The 21286-nt window shown below is 63.1% G+C and carries 24 protein-coding genes; 12 read left to right on the top strand and 12 right to left on the bottom strand.

All coding sequences use genetic code 11. The features are described from left to right. Positions 1-64: 64 nt before the first annotated feature. Together cysS and BM279_RS15150 are read right to left on the bottom strand one after the other, a co-directional pair. On the bottom strand, positions 65-1450 hold the full coding sequence (gene cysS / locus BM279_RS15145; protein WP_093504988.1) for a cysteine--tRNA ligase: 1386 nt from the start codon (positions 1448-1450) through the stop codon (positions 65-67). Then, entirely contained in the window at positions 1450-3114 is a 1665-nt protein-coding gene (locus BM279_RS15150) for a glutamine--tRNA ligase/YqeY domain fusion protein (protein WP_093504990.1), read from the bottom strand. The genes cysS and BM279_RS15150 overlap by 1 nt, the downstream gene beginning before the upstream one ends. Before the next feature lie 179 nt (positions 3115-3293). On the opposite strand from BM279_RS15150, the gene BM279_RS15155 reads away from it, so the two are divergent. Beyond that, positions 3294-3788, top strand: coding sequence for a peptidylprolyl isomerase (locus tag BM279_RS15155; protein ID WP_075930369.1), 495 nt, complete (start codon positions 3294-3296; stop codon positions 3786-3788). Further along, complete coding sequence (gene lpxH, locus BM279_RS15160) at positions 3785-4507, top strand: UDP-2,3-diacylglucosamine diphosphatase (protein ID WP_093504992.1); 723 nt, start codon at positions 3785-3787, stop codon at positions 4505-4507. The genes BM279_RS15155 and lpxH overlap by 4 nt, the downstream gene beginning before the upstream one ends. 61 nt (positions 4508-4568) lie before the next feature. On the opposite strand, the gene BM279_RS15165 is transcribed toward lpxH, so the two are convergent. Then, complete coding sequence (locus tag BM279_RS15165; protein WP_013791336.1) at positions 4569-5240, bottom strand: MiaE family protein; 672 nt, start codon at positions 5238-5240, stop codon at positions 4569-4571. A 197-nt stretch (positions 5241-5437) separates the two neighbouring features. Between BM279_RS15165 and BM279_RS15170 the strand changes: the two genes are divergently transcribed. Beyond that, positions 5438-6301 carry a universal stress protein gene (locus BM279_RS15170; protein ID WP_093504994.1) on the top strand — a complete coding sequence of 288 codons (864 nt, stop codon included), beginning with the start codon at positions 5438-5440 and terminating at the stop codon, positions 6299-6301. Here BM279_RS15170 and BM279_RS15175 read toward each other — a convergent pair whose 3' ends face one another. After that, complete coding sequence (locus BM279_RS15175) at positions 6302-6535, bottom strand: DUF3820 family protein (protein WP_013791334.1); 234 nt, start codon at positions 6533-6535, stop codon at positions 6302-6304. Positions 6536-6700: 165 nt separating this feature from the next. Between BM279_RS15175 and BM279_RS15180 the strand changes: the two genes are divergently transcribed. Further along, positions 6701-7069, top strand: coding sequence for a glutaredoxin family protein (locus BM279_RS15180; protein WP_013791333.1), 369 nt, complete (start codon positions 6701-6703; stop codon positions 7067-7069). 119 nt (positions 7070-7188) lie between these two features. Here the strand turns inward: BM279_RS15180 and BM279_RS15185 are convergent, their stop codons facing one another. The 3 genes from BM279_RS15185 to cadR all read right to left on the bottom strand — a co-directional run bounded on the left by BM279_RS15185 (position 7189) and on the right by cadR (position 8725). Beyond that, entirely contained in the window at positions 7189-7695 is a 507-nt protein-coding gene (locus BM279_RS15185; protein WP_093504996.1) for a cupredoxin domain-containing protein, read from the bottom strand. A gap of 96 nt (positions 7696-7791) precedes the next feature. Then, positions 7792-8169, bottom strand: a complete 378-nt coding sequence (locus BM279_RS15190) for a hypothetical protein (RefSeq protein ID WP_093504998.1) — start codon at positions 8167-8169, stop codon at positions 7792-7794. A gap of 109 nt (positions 8170-8278) precedes the next feature. Further along, positions 8279-8725, bottom strand: a complete 447-nt coding sequence (gene cadR / locus BM279_RS15195) for a Cd(II)/Pb(II)-responsive transcriptional regulator (protein WP_075930373.1) — start codon at positions 8723-8725, stop codon at positions 8279-8281. Between the two features lie 417 nt (positions 8726-9142). Here cadR and BM279_RS15200 point away from each other — a divergent pair, with 417 nt between their 5' ends. Further along, positions 9143-11254: a heavy metal translocating P-type ATPase gene (locus BM279_RS15200; RefSeq protein WP_244154170.1), complete on the top strand. Its 2112-nt coding sequence runs from the start codon at positions 9143-9145 to the stop codon at positions 11252-11254. Between the two features lie 135 nt (positions 11255-11389). Here the strand turns inward: BM279_RS15200 and BM279_RS15205 are convergent, their stop codons facing one another. Further along, positions 11390-11992 (bottom strand): glutathione S-transferase family protein, encoded by a 603-nt coding sequence (locus BM279_RS15205; protein ID WP_093505119.1) that lies wholly within the window; start codon positions 11990-11992, stop codon positions 11390-11392. A gap of 23 nt (positions 11993-12015) precedes the next feature. Next, a complete protein-coding gene (locus BM279_RS15210) occupies positions 12016-13182 on the bottom strand; it encodes an aminotransferase-like domain-containing protein (RefSeq protein WP_093505002.1) in 1167 nt (388 codons plus the stop codon). An 80-nt stretch (positions 13183-13262) separates the two neighbouring features. Here BM279_RS15210 and BM279_RS15215 point away from each other — a divergent pair, with 80 nt between their 5' ends. From BM279_RS15215 to dapF, 4 genes are all read left to right on the top strand, one after another. After that, positions 13263-13709, top strand: a complete 447-nt coding sequence (locus tag BM279_RS15215) for a MarR family winged helix-turn-helix transcriptional regulator (RefSeq protein ID WP_093505004.1) — start codon at positions 13263-13265, stop codon at positions 13707-13709. 96 nt (positions 13710-13805) lie between these two features. After that, complete coding sequence (locus BM279_RS15220) at positions 13806-14420, top strand: LysE family translocator (protein ID WP_093505006.1); 615 nt, start codon at positions 13806-13808, stop codon at positions 14418-14420. After that, a complete protein-coding gene (locus BM279_RS15225) occupies positions 14420-15613 on the top strand; it encodes a benzoate/H(+) symporter BenE family transporter (RefSeq protein ID WP_093505008.1) in 1194 nt (397 codons plus the stop codon). Before BM279_RS15220 ends, BM279_RS15225 begins: the two co-directional genes overlap by 1 nt. Continuing rightward, complete coding sequence (gene dapF, locus BM279_RS15230) at positions 15594-16415, top strand: diaminopimelate epimerase (RefSeq protein ID WP_093505010.1); 822 nt, start codon at positions 15594-15596, stop codon at positions 16413-16415. The genes BM279_RS15225 and dapF overlap by 20 nt, the downstream gene beginning before the upstream one ends. Positions 16416-16448: 33 nt before the next feature. Here dapF and BM279_RS15235 read toward each other — a convergent pair whose 3' ends face one another. Further along, a complete protein-coding gene (locus BM279_RS15235) occupies positions 16449-17345 on the bottom strand; it encodes a bile acid:sodium symporter family protein (protein ID WP_093505012.1) in 897 nt (298 codons plus the stop codon). Between the two features lie 183 nt (positions 17346-17528). Here BM279_RS15235 and BM279_RS15240 point away from each other — a divergent pair, with 183 nt between their 5' ends. Next, the gene (locus tag BM279_RS15240) at positions 17529-18533 is read left to right on the top strand and encodes an NADP-dependent oxidoreductase (RefSeq protein WP_093505015.1); all 1005 of its coding nucleotides are present in this window, start codon (positions 17529-17531) and stop codon (positions 18531-18533) included. A gap of 186 nt (positions 18534-18719) precedes the next feature. Then, complete coding sequence (locus BM279_RS15245; protein ID WP_093505017.1) at positions 18720-19124, top strand: hypothetical protein; 405 nt, start codon at positions 18720-18722, stop codon at positions 19122-19124. A gap of 236 nt (positions 19125-19360) precedes the next feature. Here the strand turns inward: BM279_RS15245 and BM279_RS23400 are convergent, their stop codons facing one another. Beyond that, complete coding sequence (locus BM279_RS23400) at positions 19361-19501, bottom strand: hypothetical protein (protein WP_167363152.1); 141 nt, start codon at positions 19499-19501, stop codon at positions 19361-19363. Between the two features lie 243 nt (positions 19502-19744). On the opposite strand from BM279_RS23400, the gene BM279_RS15250 reads away from it, so the two are divergent. Beyond that, entirely contained in the window at positions 19745-20881 is a 1137-nt protein-coding gene (locus BM279_RS15250; protein WP_093505020.1) for a mechanosensitive ion channel family protein, read from the top strand. An 11-nt stretch (positions 20882-20892) separates the two neighbouring features. Here the strand turns inward: BM279_RS15250 and BM279_RS15255 are convergent, their stop codons facing one another. Then, positions 20893-21273, bottom strand: coding sequence for a hypothetical protein (locus tag BM279_RS15255; RefSeq protein WP_093505022.1), 381 nt, complete (start codon positions 21271-21273; stop codon positions 20893-20895). Between the last annotated feature and the right edge of the window lie 13 nt (positions 21274-21286).

The following is a 21286-nucleotide window of genomic DNA, read 5'->3' on the forward strand; positions in this document are numbered from 1 at the left end:
GTTTCCGTGGTGATGTCTGGAAATGAAAAGACCGCGTTAGCGGCCTTTTGGGTGCTGCGGGCGATTATTCGGCGAGGCGCCAGGTGGTGCCGCCCTTGCCATCTTCGAGCACCACGCCGAGCGCAGTGATCTGGTCACGGATGCGGTCACTCTCTGCCCAGTTCTTGTCGGCACGGGCCTGCAGGCGCGCAGCGATCAGCGCCTCGACCTCGGCAGCGTCGACCTTACCTTCGGCACCGGCCTTGAGGAAGGCATCCGGCTCCATTTGCAACACACCGAGCAGGCCGGCCAGCGCCTTGAGCTGAGCCGCCAAACCGGCAGCCGCCTGCACATCCGACTCGCGCAGGCGATTGATCTCGCGAATCATCTCGAACAGCACGGCGCAGGCTTCGGGCGAGTTGAAGTCGTCGTCCATAGCCGCGGCAAAGCGCTCGACGAACACCTCGCCACCAGCAGCTTCGGCACTCGGCAACCCTTTGAGGCCATTGTAGAAACGCTCCAGAGCGCCCTTGGCTTCACGCAGGCTCTCTTCCGAGTAGTTGATCGGACTGCGGTAATGGCTGGATACCAGCAGGTAGCGCACCACCTCCGGGTGGTACTTCTCCAGCACCTCGCGAATGGTGAAGAAGTTGCCCAGGCTCTTGGACATCTTCTCGCCATCCACGCGCACCGCGCCGGCATGCATCCAGGCATTGGCGTACTGCTTGCCGGTGGCTGCCTCGCTCTGCGCGATTTCGTTCTCGTGGTGCGGGAACACCAGATCCGGGCCGCCGCCATGAATGTCGAAGGTCTCGCCCAGGCAGCAGGTGGACATCACCGAGCACTCGATGTGCCAGCCCGGCCGGCCCTTGCCCCACGGCGACTCCCAGCTCGGCTCGCCCGGCTTGGCGGCTTTCCACAGCACGAAGTCCAGCGGGTCTTCCTTGATTTCATCAACCTCGATGCGCGCACCGATCTTCAGTTCGTCGATCTTGCGACGCGACAGCTTGCCGTAGGTTTCGAACTTGGTGACGCGGTAATACACGTCGCCATTGCCCGGCGCGTAGGCGTAGCCCTTGTCGATCAGGGTCTGGATCATCTGGTGCATGCCGGTGATATGCCCGGTGGCGCGCGGCTCGATGTCCGGGCGCAGCACGTTCAGGCGGCCTTCGTCCTCGTGCATCGCCGCGATCATACGCTCGACCAGCGCCTCGAACGGCTCGCCGTTTTCGTTGGCACGCTTGATGATCTTGTCGTCGATGTCGGTGATGTTGCGCACGTAGGTCACGTCATAGCCGCGATGGCGCAGCCAGCGAGTGACCACGTCGAATGCGACCATCACCCGGGCGTGGCCGATGTGGCAGAAGTCGTACACGGTCATGCCGCACACGTACATACGCACCTGATTACCGATCAGCGGCTTGAGCGGTTCCTTGACCTTGCTCAGGGTGTTGTAGATGGAAAGCGCCATTACTGACCCCAGGAGTCACGTAGGGTGACGGTGCGGTTGAACACCAATGCGTCCGGTTTGGAGTCCTTGTCGAGGCAGAAGTAGCCTTCGCGCTCGAACTGGAAGCGGTCGTCGGCGCCGGCCTGGGCCAGCGACGGCTCGGCACGGCAGCCGGTGAGCACCACCAGGGATTCGGGGTTGATGTTGTCGAGGAAGCTGCCGCCCTCTTCGGCCTTCTCCGGGTTGGCCGAGCGGAACAGACGATCGTACAGGCGCACTTCGCACTCGACGCTCTCGGCAGCCGGCACCCAGTGGATCACGCCCTTGACCTTGCGGCCTTCCGGGTTCTTGCCCAGGGTGTTCTCGTCATAGGAGCAACGCAGCTCGACGATGTTGCCGGCGGCGTCCTTGATGGCTTCGTCGGCGCGAATCACGTAGCTGCCGCGCAGGCGCACTTCACCACCGGGAATCAGGCGCTTGTAGCCATCCGGCGGAGTTTCTTCGAAGTCGCTGGCGTCGATGTAGATCTCGCGGGAGAACGGCAGCACGCGGGTGCCCATGTCCTGCTTGGGATGACGCGGCAGCTCCAGGTTCTCGACCTGGCCCTGCGGATAGTTGCTGATCACCACCTTGAGCGGCTTGAGCACGCACATGGCGCGCGAGGCGTTGGCATCCAGGTCTTCGCGGATGGCGAATTCCAGCATGCCGATATCCACCAGGCCGCCGGCGCGGTTGACGCCGATCATGTCGCAGAAGGTGCGGATCGATGCCGGCGTATAGCCGCGGCGGCGGTAGCCCGAGAGCGTCGACATGCGCGGGTCGTCCCAGCCGTTGACGTGCTTCTCGTCGACCAGCTGCTTGAGCTTGCGCTTGCTGGTGATGGTGTAGTTCAGGTTCAGCCGGGCGAACTCGTACTGACGCGGCTGCGCCGGCACCGGCAGGTTGGCCAGGAACCATTCGTACAGCGGGCGGTGATCCTCGAACTCCAGGGTGCAGATCGAGTGGGTCACGCCTTCGATGGCATCGGACTGGCCATGGGTGAAATCGTAGCTCGGGTAGATGCACCACTTGTCACCGGTCTGGTGATGGTGAGCATGGCGAATGCGATAGAGGATCGGGTCGCGCAGGTTCATGTTGCGCGAGGCCATGTCGATCTTGGCGCGTAGCGAGCGGGCGCCATCCGGGAACTCGCCGGCCTTCATGCGGGCGAACAGGTCGAGGTTCTCTTCCACGCTGCGCTCGCGGTACGGGCTGTCCTTGCCGGGGGTGTTCAGGGTGCCGCGGTATTCGCGGGCCTCGTCCGGGGTCAGGTCGTCGACATAGGCTTTGCCGGCCTTGATCAGCTCGACGGCCCAGTCGTGCAACTGGTCGAAGTAGTTGGACGCGTAGCGCTCCTCACCGGCCCACTCGAAGCCCAGCCAGCGGACGTCGTCCTTGATGGCGTCGATGTATTCCTGGTCTTCCTTGGCCGGGTTGGTGTCGTCGAAACGCAGGTTGCACGCGCCACCGAATTCCTGGGCCAGGCCGAAGTTCAGGCAGATCGACTTGGCGTGACCGATGTGCAGGTAGCCGTTGGGCTCCGGCGGGAAACGGGTGATGATCTTGGTGTGCTTGCCAGCGTCCAGATCGGCCTGAACGATGGGCAGCAGGAAGTTGGCGGCTTTTTCGACGGTGGGCTTGCTCATGGTGTCCTTAGCGCGTGGATTGCGGCACAGGGTAGGCCGACTAAAACAAAGCGCTTATCATAGCCCAAGCTGTCAACCCCCTGACAGGCCTTGGTGCCTGCTCACTGACCTTCGGGCAGCTTTAAAGCCCCGGTCAGCCTGAAGCGGCCCGCGTTTTTCTCGACAGAGCGATTAACCACATGATCAAGCTGCACACCAACCACGGCGTCATCACCCTCAAACTGTTCGAAGACAAGGCGCCGGAAACCGTCGCCAACTTCAAGGAATACGTGAAGAGCGGCCACTACGACGGCACCGTGTTCCACCGCGTGATCGGCAACTTCATGATCCAGGGCGGCGGTTTCGAGCCGGGCATGAAGCAGAAGCCGACTCGCTCGCCGATCAAGAACGAAGCCAACAATGGCCTCTCCAACAAGACCGGCACCGTGGCCATGGCCCGTACCATGGAACCGCACTCGGCCAGCGCGCAGTTCTTCATCAACGTCGCCGACAACACCTTCCTCGACCACAGCGCGCCGACCGTACAGGGCTGGGGCTACGCGGTGTTCGGTGAAGTGGTCGAAGGCCTGGACGTGGTCGAAGCCATCAAGGGTGTGTCCACCACCATGAAGTCCGGCCACCAGGACGTTCCAGCCGACGACGTGATCATCGAGAAGGCCGAGATCGTCGAGTGATCCTGCTGATCTCCGACCTGCATCTTGAAGAGGAGCGCCCGGACATCAGCCGGGCGTTCTTGCATTTTCTCGACACCCGGGCGCGCCAGGCCGAGGCGCTGTACATCCTGGGCGATTTTTTCGAAGTGTGGATCGGCGACGATGCCATGACGCCGTTCCAGCGAGGTATCGCCGAGGCTCTGCAGCGCCTCGGCGACGGCGGCACGCGCATCTACTTGATGCACGGCAACCGCGATTTTTTGCTTGGCAAGGCGTTCTGCCGCGAGGCGGGCTGCACCCTGCTCGGCGATCCCCACATGGTGACCCTGAATGGCGAAAAGGTCCTGCTGATGCATGGCGACAGCCTGTGCACCCTGGATGTGGGCTACCAGAAGATGCGCCGCCTGCTGCGCAACCCGCTGAGCCTGTTCATCCTGCGCAATCTGCCGCTCAACAGCCGCCACAAGCTGGCGCGCAAACTGCGTTCGGAAAGCCGCTCGCAGACACGCATGAAGGCCAGCGACATCGTCGACGTCACGCCCGAGGAAGTACAGCGGGTGATGGCGCAATACGGTGTGCAGACGCTGATCCACGGCCATACCCACCGCCCTGCCGTGCATGAGCTACAGGTCGATGGTCAGCCGGCCAGGCGCATCGTGCTCGGCGACTGGGACAAGCAGGGCTGGGCGCTGCAGATCGACGAGAACGGCTTCAACCAGACCCCTTTCGCTCTGGACTGAGATCACAGGTAGCCCGGCGTTGAGCGACGCGATACCCGGGATTTTCTGCGATGAATCCCGCCTACGCCTGCGGAACACCGCTGTGGAAGCGAAACTCGCTGTCGGGCGACTCGATCAGTTCCTGCTCCACCGCCCTCACCCGCTCGATCACCTGTTCAACGTCGGCGGCATCGCCATACTGGTACGCCAATTTCAGGTAGCCCTGAAAATGCCGGGCCTCGCTTTTCAACAGGCCGTAGTAGAACTTGCCCAGTTCTTCGTCCAGATGCGGCACGATCGCCTCGAAGCGCTCGCAGCTACGCGCCTCGATGAAGGCGCCGACCACCAAGGTGTCGACCAGCTTCTGCGGCTCATGATTACGCGTCACCTTGCGCAGCCCCGAAGCGTAGCGTGCCGCGGATACCGGACGCAGGCCGATCTTGCGGCGCTTCATGATGCGCAGCACCTGCTCGTGATGTACCAGCTCCTCACGGGCCAGGCGCGACATCATGTTGATCAGATCGACATGGCAGCTGTACTTGGCCATCAGGCTCAGCGCTGTACTGGCCGCCTTGAATTCGCAATTCTTGTGGTCGATCAGCATGATGTCCTGATTGGCCAGCGCTGCTTCGACCCAGGCCTGGGGCGTGCGGCAGCCGAGGAATTCATGGATTTCCGGCAGGCTCGGCGTGGCGCTGCGGCGGCCGGTAGCGGGTGACTGATCTGAAACTGTGACGGGAGATGACACGTGCATGGCCCATGAGCAACGAAAAGAGAAAAGCCCGAAACGCCTGCCCACCAGGAGGCGGTACAGGCAGCGCCAGGCATCAAGCCGGCCATTATAAGGCCGCCGACGGCAACCACCAGCCGCCGGGTTTGATACCGATCAAGAACTTGCTGCGAAAGCACCCTCTATATTGATAACCATCGCCGCACGCAGAGGAACACGCCATGCAAGCCATCCGCAGCATTCTCGTGGTCATCGAGCCGGAACACGCCGACACCCTGGCGCTCAAGCGCGCCAAACTGATCGCCGGGGTCACGCAATCCCACTTGCATCTGCTGATCTGCGACGAGTCGGTGGATCACAGCGGGCATCTGCGTCAGCTATGCAATGCGTTGCAGCAGGATGGTTACAGTGTCAGCGCCCAGCAGGCCTGGCGCGGCAGCCTGCACGACACCATCGCCCATGCCCAGCAGACCGAAGGTTGTGGCCTGGTGATCAAGCAGCATCGCCCTGACAATCCCCTCAAGAAAGCGCTGCTGACGCCCGATGACTGGAAGCTGCTGCGCTATTGCCCCTGCCCGGTGCTACTGGTGAAAACCCTGACGCCCTGGAGCGGCGGCACTGTGCTGGCGGCGGTCGACGTGGGCAACATCGACGGCGAGCACCGCGCGCTGCACACCCTGATCATCGAGCATGGCTACGACATCGCCAAGCTGGCCAAGGCCGAGCTGCACGTGCTCAGCGCCCATCCATCGCCCATGCTGACCGCCGCGGATCCGACCTTCCAGTTGCGCGATACCGTGGAGGAGCGCTATCGCCAGGAATGCGAGGCGTTTCAGAACACCTACGATATCGATGACGAGCACCTGCATATCGCCGAAGGCCCGGCCGATGTGCTGATCCCCAAACTCGCCCACGAGCTGCACGCAGCGGTGACGGTGATTGGCACGGTGGCGCGCACCGGTTTCAGCGGCGCGCTGATCGGCAATACCGCCGAGGTGATTCTCGACACACTGGAGAGCGACGTGCTGGTGCTAAAGCCCGACAGCATCGTCGAGCATCTCGAGCAGCGCCTCGTCGAAGGCTGATCAGCCGCGCGGTGGCTGGCGCGGTTTGCTGCGCAGGGGGTCGAGCAGTGCCGACAGGCCGTTGTGGTCGATCTCCTGCATCAAGGCCAACAACTGGCCGATCTCGCCTTTCGGAAAGCCTTCCCGGGCGAACCAGTTGAGGTAGTGGCCCGGCAGGTCGGCAATCAGCCGCCCCTTGTACTTGCCGAAGGGCATCTCGCGGCTTACCAACAATTTCAGGTCTTCGGGTTTCATCGCATCGGCCGTGAGGATCAACTGGGCGCAACATTATGCCGCAAGCGCTGGGGTCTGTTACCGCTTCACGCACGGCCGCGCTGAAACGGCAACAGGCCCTTGCCGGTTGGGCCGATGGCTCAACTCAGGTAAGCTGCGCGCCGTTCACTTCTGCAGGTACTCATCATGATTATCAAGGCACTGCGCCTGGGCCTCGGCCAACTGATCGTCCTCGGCGACATCGCCACCCGCCCGGCCAAGATGAAGCGCGCGCCCGAGGCGCAGGCTGCGGTCGAACAGGCCGCCGGCAACCTGGCGCTGTATCAGTTCAAGGCCTGCCCATTCTGCGTGAAGATTCGCCGCAAGCTGCATGCCCTCAACGTACCCGTAGCGCTGCGCGATGCCAAGAACGATGCCGCAGCCCGCAGCGATCTGGAGAGCCAGGGTGGCAAGATCCAGGTGCCTTGCTTGCGCATCGAAGAAAACGGCCAGAGCACCTGGCTGTACGAATCCAAGGCCATTGCAGCCTATCTGGAACAGCGCTTCGCGGCGTAACGCCGGTAGCCCGGCGTTACGCCGCGAAGCGAAAGCCGGGGAAGCCCCGCAAGCGTCGCGGCGACATTGATCGGAAAGACAAAGGCGCAGCCGGAAACCACTCCAGCCGCGCCTTGCTCTTACTGCATTACCGCAACCTTGCCGACCATGCCGGCCTGGTAATGCCCGGCGATCAGGCAAGCGAAGTCGAAGGTGCCCGCCCGGTCGAACGTCCAGGTCACCTCACCCTCCTCACCTGGCTGCACGTGCAGCATGTCCATGCCGGTATGCGCCATGTTCGGCTGCCGCAACATCATGGCAGCGTGCTCATCCAGTTGCGCCTTGTCGCCCAGCACGAACTCGTGCAGCAGTTGCCCGTCGTTGTGCAGCACCAGCCGCACCGTTTCCCCGGCCTTGACCTCCAGCCGATCCGGCACGAAACGCATCTGATCGTTCATGCGGATGTGCACGGTGCGCGTGGCCTTGGCAGCATCTGCAGGAACTCCCCAGGGCTTCTGTGCGGCGTCTTGCGTAGCGTGGCCGGCACCATGGCCGCCAGCATGCTCATGCTCGGCAGCGTCGAGCACTGGCGCTTGGAGCAGCGCGGCAAGCGCCAGGCTGCTGATAAGGGTTGTGGTTTTGCGCATCTTGTTTGCCTCGTTGGCTCGTCATCGGCGTGCACGACAGCACGCGGGTCACCTGACGGGCGTTATTGCCGGCAGGTGGCGTTTCGCGGAAATGATTCAGCCGATGAGTGCGCGAGGGGGCCGATCCGGGGTGTCGGCAATGTGCTCGAGGAAATGTTGATGCCAGGCAGCCTGCGGCCGATACAGCGGCAACCGCGTGGCCGAGAGCACGCCAGGGCTCAAGGCGACCACGCCGACGCAGAACACGCAAAGGCTGCAGGCCGCGTGCCCGGGCGCCTTCTGCTTGGCGGGCTGCTGATGATGAGCACAATCCGCGTCGCACGAATGCGTATCACCCGAGAGATGCATGGCATGACCGTGACCGCCGATCGAAAGCGCCATGCCCGCCTGCATGCCGACCGCGGCGATGCCCTGGGCGGGCAAGGCCAGCGCCAGCAGGCAGAGCAGCAGGATGCGAAGCGGACGGCAAGACATCGGATACCGAGCAGGCAATGACAGACAGAGCCCGATTATGCCCAACTTGCAGCCGCGCGACTAACAGGTCGTTGAAAAACGTAGGCGAGGCAAGTTCTTCAGCAGCCCGCTAGTGCCGATGCGCCCGGCCGACATGAGAAACATCCTTCTCGGCGTGCAGCGTATCGCTGGTACTGAGTTGCCGGATGATCTCGCACGGCGATGATTGCTGATCCGCCAGGCAGCTGTTGCGCAGCTCGACCAGTTGCTCCTGCAGCGACTGCAGGCTGGCGATCCGCGCGTTGACGTGCTCGATATGCTCGTCGATCAGGCTGTTGATGGCCTCGCAGTTTTCCGCTGGCCGGCCGCGCAGGCTGAGCAGCTCACGAATTTCGTCGAGCGTCATGTCCAGGGTGCGGCAATTGCGGATGAAGGTCAGCCGCTCGACGTGCTCCGGCAGGTAAAGACGGTAGTTGCCTTCGCTACGCTGGGGCGCGGGCAGCAATCCTTCACGCTCGTAATAGCGGATGGTTTCCACCTGACAACCGGTAACCGTCGCCAATTCGCCAATTTTCATGATCACTTTCCTCCGATGCTTGACCCTATAGTGGCTACAGGGTGTTCACTCTGCAACAGGATAGTTGGGAGAGCCCCCATGTCGAATTGCTGTGATCATGACCATGCTCCAAAACCCGTACACCCTCAGGCAGGCTGCTGCGCGAGCGATACGAAGCCTGCGTGCTGCACGCCGGGCAGCCAATTGGTCGCGGGAATCAGTGAGCCTGCAGGCAGCCAGGCAGATCTCGCCACGGAGAGCAGTGCACTGCGCATCGAACAGATGTGCTGCCCGACCGAGGAGAGCCTGATCCGCGGCAAGCTGCAGCCCATGCCCGAGGTGCACGACCTGCAGTTCAATCTGCTCAACCGCAGCCTTGTCGTCGAGCATCAGGCCGGCGCCGCGCCGCAGGTGATCGCGGCGATCGCCAGCCTGGGCATGCAGGCGCTACCCCTGGCCGCCGAGACCCGCGTGCGTATCGAGCAGATGGACTGCCCGACCGAGGAACGCCTGATCAGCGACAAGCTGGCCCATCAGCCCGGCATCGAGGCGCTGCAGTTCAACCTCATGCAGCGGGTGCTGACCATTCGCCACCGCCCGGACGCCCTGGAGCCCGCCCTGCTGGCGATCCGCGGGCTCGGCTTCACCCCACAACTCGAAAGCGAAGCCCAGGCCGCGCCCGCCGAGCCTGTGGCCAGCGGCTTGCCGTGGCGGCTGATCGGTGCCGGCGTGGCCGCCTTCATGGCCGAACTGGTGCACTTCACCGACAGCGCGCCGGAGTGGGTGGTCGCACTGATCGCCCTGGGCGCCATCCTCACGGCTGGGCTCGACGTCTACAAGAAGGGCTGGATCGCCCTGAAAAACTTCAACCTGAACATCAATGCGCTGATGAGCATCGCCGTGACCGGCGCCGTGCTGATCGGGCAGTGGCCCGAGGCGGCCATGGTCATGGTGCTGTTCGCCATCGCCGAGCGGATCGAGGCGAAATCCCTGGATCGCGCCCGCAACGCTATTCGCGGCCTGATGGCCCTGACCCCGGAACAGGCGACGGTACGCCAGGCCGACGGCAGCTGGCAGGCGCTCGACGTCGCCCAGGTGGCCATCGGCAGCGTGGTGAGGGTGCGACCGGGTGAGCGCATCGGCCTCGACGGCCAGGTACTCGACGGGCACTCGACGGTGGACCAGTCGCCAATCACCGGGGAAAACCTGCCCATCGAGAAAACCGTGGGCGATACCCTGTTCGCCGGCACCATCAACCAGGGCGGCGCACTGGAATACCAGGTCAGCGCCGCAGCCAGCAATAGCGCGTTGGCACGCATCATCAAGGCCGTCGAAGAGGCTCAAGGCGCACGCGCACCGACGCAGCGCTTCGTCGACCGTTTCGCGCGCATCTACACGCCGCTGGTGTTCCTGCTCTCCCTGGCGGTGGCCGTGGTGCCGCCATTGTTGCTGGGTGGCAGCTGGTTCGACTGGGTGTATCGCGCCCTGGTCCTGCTGGTGGTCGCCTGCCCTTGTGCGCTGGTGATTTCCACGCCGGTAAGCATCGTCAGCGGCCTCGCCGCAGCGGCGCGCAAGGGCATTCTGGTCAAAGGCGGCGTGTACCTGGAAAACGGCCGACACATCACTCACCTGGCGTTGGACAAGACCGGCACCCTCACCCACGGCAAGCCGGTGCAGACCGACTACCAGGCGCTGGGCGAGGATGCCGCCCGTTACCACATACTCGCCGCCAGCCTGGCTGCCCGTTCCGACCACCCGGTTTCCCTGGCGGTGGCCAGTGCAGCCCGGCAACAGGGTATCGAGCTGGCCGAGGTACAGGCATTCGAAGCCCTGGCCGGGCGCGGCGTGCGGGGCGTGATCGATGGCCAGCGCTACCAATTGGGCAACCATCGCCTGCTCGAGGAGCTGGGCCTGTGTTCGGCGGCGCTCGAAACCCGACTCGATGAACTCGAGCGCCAGGGCAAGACGGTGATCGTGCTCAGCGACGAAACCCGCCCCCTGGCCCTGTTCGCCGTCGCCGATACCTTGAAGGACAGCAGCCGCGAGGCCATCGCCAGCCTCCACGCCATGGGCATCAAGACCATCATGCTGACCGGCGACAACCAGCACACCGCCCAGGCCATCGCCGCCCAGGTTGGCATCGACGAGGCCCGCGGCGACCTGCTGCCCACCGACAAACTGGCAACCGTCGAAACCCTGCTCGCACAGAAAGGCGTGGTGGCCATGGTCGGTGACGGCATCAACGACGCCCCAGCCCTGGCACGCGCCGATGTCGGTTTCGCCATGGCTGCGATCGGCACCGACACGGCCATCGAAACCGCCGACGTGGCGATCATGGACGACGACCTGCGCAAGATCCCGGCGTTCATCCGCCTGTCTCAGCAGACCGCGGCGATCCTCAAGCAGAACATCGTGCTGGCCCTGGGCATCAAGGCAGTCTTCCTGGCCATGACCGTCACCGGCCACGCCACCATGTGGATGGCGGTGTTCGCCGATGTCGGCGTGAGCCTGCTGGTGGTGTTCAATGGGTTGCGGTTGTTGCGAAAGTAGTCATTTGCGTCTGTAGCCCGTCACTGAGCGAAGCGATGTGCGGGAGCGGTTTCGCTATCGGCATGTGTAAGCAGCGAAAACCGATCCCTGGGTTTCGCTGCGCTCTACGCCAGGCTACAAGAGCGGACGCTGCTATCAGCCCAGCATGGTCACGTGTTTCGGGTGGCTGGCGATGCGATCCAGCCAGGCATTGATGGCCGGGTAAGCGCTGAGGTCGAAGCCACCCTCGTGAGCCACATGGGTGTAGGCGTACAGGGCGATGTCGGCGATGGTGTAGCGATCGCCAACCAGATACGGCGTCTGCTGCAGTTGCCGCTCCATCACCCGCAGCGCCTTGTGGCCGCGAACCTGGCAGACCTTGTATTCCTCCTGACGGTCAGCCGGCATGCCCTGGTACAGCTGAATGAAACGCGCCACCGCCACATACGGCTCATGGCTGTACTGCTCGAAGAACTGCCACTGCAACACCTGGGTACGCAGGCATGGCTCGGTCTCGAGGAATTCGCTGCCATCGGCCAGGAAGTTGAGGATGGCGTTGGACTCCCACAGACAGGTGCCGTCTTCCAGTTCGAGCACCGGAATCTTGCCGTTGGGGTTCTTGGCCAGGAACTCGGGCCGCTGGGTATCGCCATTGAGAATATCGATAGGCACCCACTCGAACGGTTTGCCCAACAGGCTGAGCATCAGCTTGACCTTGTAGCAGTTGCCCGAGCGGTAATCGCCATACACCTTGTACATGTTCATCCCCCCGTTGCCGATAATCACGCCGCGTCCGCGGCCAATCCCTGACGTACCACGCCAGCCAACCGGCGTAGCCCTTCATCCAGGCGCTCCGGTGCCACGTGGCTGAAGTTCAACCGCAGGTAACCGGGCTCACGATCCGGGTCGATGAAGAACGGCTCACCCGGCATGAACGCCACGTTCTGCGCCAGCGCCGCATCGAGCAGCAGGCGCGTGTCCTGGGGCTGCTTGAGCTTCAACCAGAAGAACAGGCCACCCTGGGGAACCTGCCACTCGGCCAGCTCACTGAAGTGTTCGACGAGCGCCGCCTGCATCGCATCACGGCGCAGGCGATAAAAATCTCGCAGCTCGGCCAGGTGCTCGCGGTATTGCTCGGTACCCAGCCATTGCAGCGCCTGCCATTGGCCGACGCGGTTGGTGTGCAGGTCCGCCGACTGCTTGAGGCGCAGCAGATGGGGAAACAGATCCGGCGTCGCGATCAGGTAACCGACACGTAGCCCGGGCAGCAGCGTCTTGGAAACGGTACCGGTATAGATCCAGCTGGCCTTGCGCAGGCGGCTGACGATGGGCGTGGCACTGCCGGCGTCGAACACCAGCTCGCGGTACGGCTCATCCTCGATCAGCGTGACCTGATAACGATCCAGCAGGGCCGCCACGGCGTCGCGCTTGGCTTCGCTGTAGCGCACCGCACTGGGATTCTGGAAGGTTGGAATCAGGTAAGCGAACGCCGGGCGCTGGCGCTCCAGCTGCGCTTCGAGCGCTTGCAGCTGCGGGCCGTCGGCCTCCTGGGGCACGGCCACGCAATCGGCACCGAACAGCTGAAACGCCTGCAAGGCCGCCAGGTAGGTTGGCGCTTCGAGCAGCACCTTGGTGCCCGGGTCGATGAACAGCTTGCTGGCCAGGTCCAGGGTCTGCTGCGAGCCACTGACGATAAGTACCTGGCTGGCTTCGCAGGGCACACCCAGCAGGCGGGCCTCTGCGGCGATGGCTTCACGCAATGCCGGCTCGCCCTCGCTCATGCCGTATTGCCCCATGCCGGTGGGCATCTGCGACCAATCGAGCACCGGCAGCATTTCCTCGGCCGGCAGGCCACCGGCGAACGACATCACTTCCGGGCGCTGGGCGGCTGCGAGGATTTCGCGAATCAGGGAGCTTTTCAGGCGGGTGATGCGTTCGGAGAAGGCCATGGGGTCACCAGATGATAATTCATGGAAACTAGGTCAAACTGCTTGACCGAAAGTACGACGCCCGAGATATATACGTCAACATGATTGACCTTAAAAATTCAGCCGATCAGCAAACCGCGATGGAAGCCTTCTTCTTCGGCTACCAAGCGTTCACCGCCAAGGCCGACGAAATGCTCGCCCGCCGCGGCCTGTCGCGGGTGCATCAGCGCATCCTGTTCTTCATCGCCCGACATCCGGGGCTGAGTGTCAGCGAGCTACTCGGTTACCTGGGGGTGAGCAAACAGGCGCTGAGCATCCCGCTGCGCCAGCTGATGGAAATGCACCTGACCCAGAGCGTCACCGCCGAGGACGACAAGCGCAAACGCCTGCTCGGCCTCACCGCCGAGGGTGCCAAGCTGGAGCGTGCGCTACGCCGCGAGCAGGTCAAGCTGCTGCAGCGCGCCTTCGACGAAAGCGGCAAACACGCAGTGGATGGGTGGTTGGCAGTGAACAAGGCGCTCAGCGGTACAGGTCACGCCGCCGAGTGATGTGAGCGCAACTGTACGGTTATTTATCGCGAGGGCTGTACGGCGACGAGCTGGGCCAATGCCCTTATCGTCGTCGCTCAATCAGGAGAACCTGTAATGACAACGGAACTGCTACTCGCCTTCGTCGCCTTCGCTTTCGTCACCTCGATCACGCCTGGCCCCAACAACATGATGCTGCTCGCCTCCGGGGTGAACTTCGGGTTGCGCCGCAGCCTGCCGCACATGCTGGGCATCAGCCTTGGCTTCATGGTGCTGATCATCTGCGTGGGACTGGGCCTGGGTCAGCTGTTCGAGCAGCTTCCGGTGCTGTACACCTTGCTCCGTTACCTGGGCGCCGCCTACCTGCTTTACCTGGCCTGGAAAATCGCCCGCTCCGGCGCGCCGGACAGCACCGGTGGCGAACGCGGCAAGCCCTTCACGCTTCTGCAGGCTGCGGCGTTCCAGTGGGTCAATCCCAAGGCGTGGGTCATGGCCATCGGCGCCATCGCCACCTACACCCCGCAAGAGAATTTCCTGATCAACGTGCTGCTGATCGCCGCGCTCTTCGCCGTGGTCGGCGGACCCTGCGTAGGCCTGTGGACGGTGGCTGGCAGCCTGCTGCGCAACTGGCTGCGCAATGCCACGGTGCTGCGCGTCTTCAATGTCGGCATGGCCGTGCTGCTGGTGATCTCGCTGTACCCGATTCTCGCCGACCTCAAAGGAGTGCTGTAATGCTCGAGAGCAGCCAACCGCGCCTGCGCCCGCTGGCCGATACCTCCACCGCTGCCGTGGTGGCCGGCTTCATCGGCATGCTCACTGGCTATACCAGCTCCCTAGTGCTGATGTTCCAGGCAGGCCAGGCAGCCGGGCTGAGCAGCGGGCAGATTTCCTCGTGGATCTGGGCGCTGTCGATCGGCATGGCGGTGACCTGCATCGGCCTGTCACTGCGCTACCGCGCCCCGGTGATGGTCGCCTGGTCGACGCCTGGAGCGGCGCTGCTGATCACCAGCCTGCCCGGCGTGCCGTACAGTGAAGCGATCGGCGCCTACATCGTTTGCTCGGCACTGATTCTGGTCTGCGGCCTGACCGGCAGTTTCGACCGCATCATGCGCCGCATCCCTGGTTCCATCGCTGCGGCGCTGCTGGCCGGCGTGCTGTTCAAGATCGCCCTGGAAATCTGCGTGGCCGCCGAGCAACAACCGCTGCTGGTGATCGCCATGCTGTTCACCTACCTGCTGGGCAAGCGCCTGCAGCCGCGTTACGCCGTGCTCGGTGCGCTGGTGGTCGGCTGCGTGCTGGCCGGCGCGCTGGGGCTGCTGAACTTTTCCCAGTTCGAGCTGCAACTGGCGACCCCTGAGTGGACCACGCCGAGCTTCTCCATCGCCGCGGCGATCAGCATTGGCATTCCGCTGTTCATCGTCGCCATGGCCTCGCAGAACCTGCCGGGCATGGCCGTACTGCGCGCCAACGGCTACGACGTACCGGCCTCGCCGCTGCTCAACACCACCAGCCTGGTATCGATCCTGATGGCGCCCTTCGGCTCCCACGGCATCCACATGGCGGCCATCAGCGCGGCGATCTGCGCCGGCCCGGAAGCCCACGAAGATCCGCGCAAACGTTACACCGCCGCGGTCTGGTGCGGGATTTTCTACGGGATCGCCGGGCTATTCGGCGCCACCCTCGCCGCCCTGTTCGCCGCCCTGCCGAAGGCGCTGATTCTTTCGGTGGCGGCGCTGGCGCTGTTCGCTTCGATCATCGGCGGCCTGACCCAGGCCATGGGCGAGCCAAGGGAACGCGAAGCGGCGCTGATCACCTTTCTGGTCACCGCGTCGGGCATGACGCTGTTCGGCGTCGGCTCGGCGTTCTGGGGTATCGTCGCCGGGTTGCTGACGCTAGTGCTGCTCAATGGCGGGAAACGTACCTGAATTGCGCTTTCACAAAATGCACGCCAACGGGGACGACTTCCTACTGGTCGACTCGAGAGACAAGCACAACCCCGTGACGAGCGATCTGGTTCGATACCTCGCTGACCGAAACCACGGAATTGGCTTCAATCAGTTGGCAGTGCTGCTCGCATGCGATGACGCCGATGCACACCTGCTGTTCTGGAACGCTGACGGCAGCGTACTCAACGCCTGCGGCAGCGCGACGCGCGGGGCGGCCGACCTGCTGATGAACGAGTCGAATGCCACTCAGGTGACCGTTCGAACCGGGCGCGGCTTGCTGACCTGCGAACGGACCAGCAGCGGTGCCATTACCGTGGACATGGGCGAACCACTGCTTGGGTGGGCGGACGTCCCCCTGGCAGAGGCGCAGGACACGCTCGCCCTGTCACTCGCGGGTAAACCCGCGGCCTGCAGCATGGGCAATCCGCATTGCACCTATTTCGTCGATGATCTGGCCCACCTCGATGTTGCAGCCCAAGGGACGGTGATCGAAACTCACCCCTTGTTCCCCCGCAAGACCAACGTCCACTTCGTCCAGGTCATCAACCGCCGGCATATCCGGTTGCGCATCTGGGAGCGCGGTGGCGGTGTTCCCCTCGGTTCAGGCTCCTGCTCGTGCGCAGCGGCAGTCAATGGAATCAGGCGCGGCCTGCTGGACAGCACCGTCGAGGTCGAATGCGATGGGGGTATCGTGACGGTTCAGTGGGATGGCATCGGCCCGGTCTTTCTCACCGGGCCGGTAACGCGCAGCTTTTCAGGCATCGTTACAGACGGCAACTGAAGTGCCGCAGGCGATTTCAACAACGCTGCGAAATCAGGCGGGAGACTGGCCCTCGGCCTTCAATTGCTTGCCATGCGCCGCATTCACCCACCAGCCGAAGGCTGCGGCGGTAAAGAACATGATGATGCTGTAAAGCGCCGCCGGAATCGCCATGGTGCTGTTGTTGAGCAGCACCGGGCTGAGCGCCAGGGCGATGGCCAGGGTGCCGTTGTGGATGCCGATTTCCATACCGATGGCGATGGCCTGGCGCAGGCTCAGCTTGAGCAAGCGCGGCACGAAATAGCCGACCGCCAGGCTCAGCAGGTTGAAGGCCAGGGCCGCTGCGCCGACTACCGGCGCGTAGTCGAGCACCGTCTGCCAGTCCTTGACCAGCGCCAGCAAGATGATCAGCAGCAGAAACAGCGCCGAGACGATCTTCACCGGGTTTTCCATGCGCATCGCGAAACCGGGGAAGCGACTGCGCAGGAACATGCCGATGGCCACCGGCCCCAGCACGATGGCGAACACCTGCACCACCTTGGCGAACTGCAAGGGAATGGCCTGATCGCCCTCCATGAAATAGGCCAGCGACAGGTTGACGATAAAAGGCATGGTCAGCACCGCAACCACCGAATTCACCGCCGTGAGAGTGATGTTCAGCGCCACGTCGCCGTGGGCCAGGTGGCTGTAGAGATTGGCGGAGGTGCCGCCGGGCGAGGCTGCCAGCAGCATCATGCCCACCGCCAGAGCCGGCGCCAGGCCGAACGCCTGAACCATGAAGAAGCAGGCCACCGGCAAAAGCAACAGCTGGCAGAACAGGCCGACCAGCACCGGCTTGGGGTACTTCACCACGTGGGTGAAATCCGCCAGGGTCAGCGACAGGCCCAACCCAAGCATGATGATGCCCAGCGCCAGGGGGAGAAACACACTCAGCAAAGGACTTGCAGTCATCGCTACCTCGATGTGGTCAGACTTCCGTGATCGTGATCCACACTGTAGCGGGCTATCGACGCCTTGCTGGCGGGCGATGACCCCATCAGTTCAATGGATCGGCAAACATTCGGCCACTGCGACATGCTTGTCCATCGCAGGCATGAGGATTATCACCACAGCTTATTTCAACGGAGGCTCTCCATGTCCACTCAGCTCAACCGTCAGTTCCTGCTCGCCAAACGCCCCAGCGGCATGGTCAGCCGCGACACCTTCGATTACGTGGAAAAACCGGTCGGCGAACCGGCCAATGGACAGATTCTGGTCAAGAACCTCTACCTGTCGCTGGACCCGGCCATGCGCGGCTGGATGAACGAGGGCAAGTCCTACATCGCCCCGGTAGGCCTGGGCGAGGTAATGCGCGCCCTGGGCGTGGGTGAAGTCGTCGCCTCCAACCATCCGGATTACAAAGTTGGTGATCACGTCAACGGCGCCCTCGGCGTGCAGGATTATTTCCTCGGTGAGCCCCGCGGTTTCTACAAGGTCGACCCCAAGCGCGCGCCGCTGCCGGTTTACCTGTCGGCGCTGGGTATGACCGGCATGACCGCCTACTTCGCGCTGCTGGATGTCGGCGCGCCGAAAGCCGGCGACACCGTGGTGCTGTCTGGTGCAGCCGGCGCGGTGGGCAGCATCGCCGGGCAGATCGCCAAGCTCAAGGGCTGCCGGGTGATCGGCATCGCTGGCGGCAAGGAAAAATGCGCCTACCTCACTGACGAACTGGGCTTCGATGGGGCCATCGATTACAAGAGCGAAGACCTCTGCGAAGCGCTCAAGCGCGAATGCCCCAAGGGCGTCGACGTGTACTTCGACAACGTTGGCGGTGAAACCCTGGATGCGGTGCTGGGTCGCCTGGCGCCCAAGGCACGCATCGTCATTTGCGGCGCGATCAGCCAGTACAACAACAAGGATGCGGTCAAGGGTCCGGCCAACTACCTGTCGCTGCTAGTCAACCGCGCACGCATGGAAGGCTTCGTGGTCATGGATCACGCCGCCAATTTCGCCAGCGCGGCGGCGGAAATCGGCGGCTGGCTGGCCGAAGGCAAGATCAAGTCCAAAGAGCATATCGTCGAAGGCCTGGAAACCTTCCCGGAAACTCTGCTCAAGCTGTTCAAGGGCGAGAACTTCGGCAAGCTGGTACTCAAGGTCTGAGGCTAACCGGGCGGCCTTTGGGCCGCCCATTGCGCTCCTCTGGCGACAAATTATCGCCGCCATTCAATTGCCAGCACACAAAGATGGCCACTCGCCATTAAATTGCTTGAGCGCGCCTGACTGTTCGGTTAGTTTCGCCGCCATGCAGCCCGTCGAGGCTGAACGCCTTGATGTGCCGGAGCCAGGATGGAACTGATCTTCACTGCCACAACACTTGCCATGGTCGGCGCGATCTACTTCGTGTTCCAGCATCTGCGCAGCCCTTCGGCACAATGTCGCAAGCAGATCAGTGACTGGCTGGCACGCTTCGAAGCGGCGTCTCAAATCGAGCAACACGAGATGGCCGAAGTGTTGCTGCGCCAATCGGCCGAACTGGCGTCGCAGATGGGGGTGGAGGTCTATCTCGATGAGCTGCTGGAAGGTGGCGACCCCGTCGAGTTGATCCGCACCTGGCAGGCGCAACTGCCCATCGCCATCCCTTCCCACGCGCTACCCAAGACGCCCGCGCGCACCGTCGGCGCTCTGCTGCTGATTCGCGACGTGCAGCCAGAAAGCTTTCGTGAGTTATTAGGCCAGGCTGTCGCCGCCTGAGCGACTGCGACAGGTGCGCCAGGGTCCGTACGAAAGGTCTCCGAGCGAAGGTCAGGCGAGGCAAAAATCGGTGAGAAACGGACTGGGCTCGCATTCGAGTTTACGAGCTGTAAATCAGCAGTACTCGCTTCGGGCCGCGCTAAAACACGTTAGCCGCAAGCGGCTTCCGACTGGGCTGGCACTCCAGCCGATTGTTAACGAAGCATCACCGAGCGCAGGTACTTTTCGTACAAAGCCTAGAAGCTGCGCATAAGGATGATCGGCAAGGCAGTGAACAACAGCGTAACCACGAACAGAATCAGCAGCAGATCAAGGCTATAGAAGGTCACGTCATTCTCCAGGCGGACAGGCTTGGTGCCCGCTTCAGGGTTACCCACGCCGCATCGATTGCGGCGACAGAGGCCTGTGATCACTGCCCGGTCGCACACATCGTCATGGCAGCGCGCGCCTTCAGATCACCCGCATACATTAGCTCAGCGGCCGGCCAATAACTTGCCGGCGTGCGACAGGCTGCCGCACGCAAGCGACCAACCTGCCCTTTCCATCAGGCCATTGACCTGAACTTCTGCGTCCTGAGGCCTACAGAAAACTGTATTGGATTTTTTTCGGGGGACGCATCAATGGAACAGTGGAACATCTGGCTCGAGCGCGATCTGTGGCTCGGCGTGGGCATCGTATTGGTCGCCACCACAGTGATCTATACCATCCTGCGCGCCGTGGTCGGCATCCTGCACAAGCGCCTGACCACCTGGTCCAAAGGCCAGGACGGCAACTGGCAACACTTCGTCGCGGTGGTGATCGGCCGTACCAGTCGCGTTCTGCTCCTCGCATTCTCGCTGCTGCTCGCCCTGCGTTTGCCGGATCTGCCCGGTAGCTGGCAGGCTGCACTGAGCCACACCTGGTTCGTCGCCCTGGCCCTGCAGATCGCTCTGTGGGTGGATACCGGCGTGCGCCTGTGGTCACGCAGCCTGGTGGTCGGCAAACATGGCGGCAGCGGCTATAACCCGGTGATGACCACCATCATCAGCATCATGGTGCTGATCGTCGTGTGGTCGGTGATGCTGCTGTCGATTCTCGCCAATCTGGGTGTGGACATCACTGCGCTGGTGGCCAGTCTCGGCGTCGGCGGTATCGCCGTGGCGCTGGCGGTGCAGACGGTGCTGGGTGATGTATTCGCCTCGCTGTCCATTGGTGTAGACAAGCCCTTCGAGATCGGCGACTTCGTGGTGTTCGGCGAGGTGGCCGGCAGCATCGAGCATATCGGCCTGAAGACCACGCGCATCCGCAGCCTCAGCGGCGAGCAGGTGGTCTGCGCCAACGCCGACCTGCTGCGCCAGATCGTGCACAACTACAAGCGCATGGACACCCGGCGCATCGTGTTCAAGTTCGGCATCAGCTACGACACGCCGAGCGACAAGGTGCGCCAGGTGTCGGAACGGGTCGGCGAGATCATCCGCGCCACGCCGAAAACCACCTTCGACCGCGCGCATTTTCTGGGCTTCGACGAGAGTCAGCTGACCTTCGAGGTGGTGTATATCGTGCAGAGTTCGGACTACAACCAGTACATGGACATTCAGCAGGAGATCAACCTGCAGCTGCTCGACGCGCTACGCGAGCTGGATGTGCGCTTCGCCCTGCCGCGCCGCGACCTGCGCCTGGTCGGCGAGCGCATGCCGATGCTTAAAGTTGCAGGTGTGCCGCACCAGGCCGAGCACGATGCAGACGATCAGGACCAGCGCCTGCCGCGTTTCAGCTGATGACCCTCGAGTCAGCGGCAACCGTTCAGGCGGTTGCAGTTGACCCGGTCGCGCTCGCCTTGGGAGCTGGACAGCCGACTGACCACGTTCCAGCCGATGCGCCGGCTGGAACCGAACCACACCTCGCCGTCGGCACTTACCCCGGTGAAGATCTGCAAGCGACCATAGGTGGTGCTGGTCTGCGCCCAGCTCAGCCCGCTGATCACGTCGAAGCCGCGCATCAGCGTATCGCTGCCCTGCTGGCGCATGCCGTAGTGATTGCCGAAACGATCCGAGCAGTTGAGCAGCGTTGCGCTGCGGGTACAGCGCATGGCGTCACCTGGCAGCGTAAAGGCAGCCTGTGCCGATAGGGTCAGGCAGCATAATAGTACGGCGGCGAACAGGCGTGGCATGGAGTTATTCCTT

The sequence above is a fragment of the Phytopseudomonas straminea genome (assembly GCF_900112645.1).
GTDB lineage: Bacteria > Pseudomonadota > Gammaproteobacteria > Pseudomonadales > Pseudomonadaceae > Aquipseudomonas > Aquipseudomonas straminea.

Excerpts from the sequence above, each read along its gene's own strand:
- BM279_RS15220 (WP_093505006.1), top strand. The coding sequence starts at position 13,806 with ATGACAACGGAACTGCTACTCGCCTTCGTCGCCTTCGCTTTCGTCACC.
- BM279_RS15180 (WP_013791333.1), top strand. The coding sequence starts at position 6,701 with ATGATTATCAAGGCACTGCGCCTGGGCCTCGGCCAACTGATCGTCCTC.
- BM279_RS15170 (WP_093504994.1), top strand. The coding sequence starts at position 5,438 with ATGCAAGCCATCCGCAGCATTCTCGTGGTCATCGAGCCGGAACACGCC.
- BM279_RS15225 (WP_093505008.1), top strand. The coding sequence starts at position 14,420 with ATGCTCGAGAGCAGCCAACCGCGCCTGCGCCCGCTGGCCGATACCTCC.
- BM279_RS15240 (WP_093505015.1), top strand. The coding sequence starts at position 17,529 with ATGTCCACTCAGCTCAACCGTCAGTTCCTGCTCGCCAAACGCCCCAGC.
- BM279_RS15155 (WP_075930369.1), top strand. The coding sequence starts at position 3,294 with ATGATCAAGCTGCACACCAACCACGGCGTCATCACCCTCAAACTGTTC.
- BM279_RS15245 (WP_093505017.1), top strand. The coding sequence starts at position 18,720 with ATGGAACTGATCTTCACTGCCACAACACTTGCCATGGTCGGCGCGATC.
- BM279_RS15255 (WP_093505022.1), bottom strand. The coding sequence starts at position 21,273 with ATGCCACGCCTGTTCGCCGCCGTACTATTATGCTGCCTGACCCTATCG.
- BM279_RS15150 (WP_093504990.1), bottom strand. The coding sequence starts at position 3,114 with ATGAGCAAGCCCACCGTCGAAAAAGCCGCCAACTTCCTGCTGCCCATC.
- cysS (WP_093504988.1), bottom strand. The coding sequence starts at position 1,450 with ATGGCGCTTTCCATCTACAACACCCTGAGCAAGGTCAAGGAACCGCTC.
- dapF (WP_093505010.1), top strand. The coding sequence starts at position 15,594 with ATGGCGGGAAACGTACCTGAATTGCGCTTTCACAAAATGCACGCCAAC.
- BM279_RS15235 (WP_093505012.1), bottom strand. The coding sequence starts at position 17,345 with ATGACTGCAAGTCCTTTGCTGAGTGTGTTTCTCCCCCTGGCGCTGGGC.
- cadR (WP_075930373.1), bottom strand. The coding sequence starts at position 8,725 with ATGAAAATTGGCGAATTGGCGACGGTTACCGGTTGTCAGGTGGAAACC.
- BM279_RS15250 (WP_093505020.1), top strand. The coding sequence starts at position 19,745 with ATGGAACAGTGGAACATCTGGCTCGAGCGCGATCTGTGGCTCGGCGTG.
- BM279_RS15175 (WP_013791334.1), bottom strand. The coding sequence starts at position 6,535 with ATGAAACCCGAAGACCTGAAATTGTTGGTAAGCCGCGAGATGCCCTTC.
- BM279_RS15215 (WP_093505004.1), top strand. The coding sequence starts at position 13,263 with ATGATTGACCTTAAAAATTCAGCCGATCAGCAAACCGCGATGGAAGCC.
- BM279_RS15185 (WP_093504996.1), bottom strand. The coding sequence starts at position 7,695 with ATGCGCAAAACCACAACCCTTATCAGCAGCCTGGCGCTTGCCGCGCTG.
- BM279_RS15190 (WP_093504998.1), bottom strand. The coding sequence starts at position 8,169 with ATGTCTTGCCGTCCGCTTCGCATCCTGCTGCTCTGCCTGCTGGCGCTG.
- BM279_RS15165 (WP_013791336.1), bottom strand. The coding sequence starts at position 5,240 with ATGCACGTGTCATCTCCCGTCACAGTTTCAGATCAGTCACCCGCTACC.
- BM279_RS15200 (WP_244154170.1), top strand. The coding sequence starts at position 9,143 with ATGCAGGCGCTACCCCTGGCCGCCGAGACCCGCGTGCGTATCGAGCAG.
- BM279_RS15205 (WP_093505119.1), bottom strand. The coding sequence starts at position 11,992 with ATGTACAAGGTGTATGGCGATTACCGCTCGGGCAACTGCTACAAGGTC.
- BM279_RS15210 (WP_093505002.1), bottom strand. The coding sequence starts at position 13,182 with ATGGCCTTCTCCGAACGCATCACCCGCCTGAAAAGCTCCCTGATTCGC.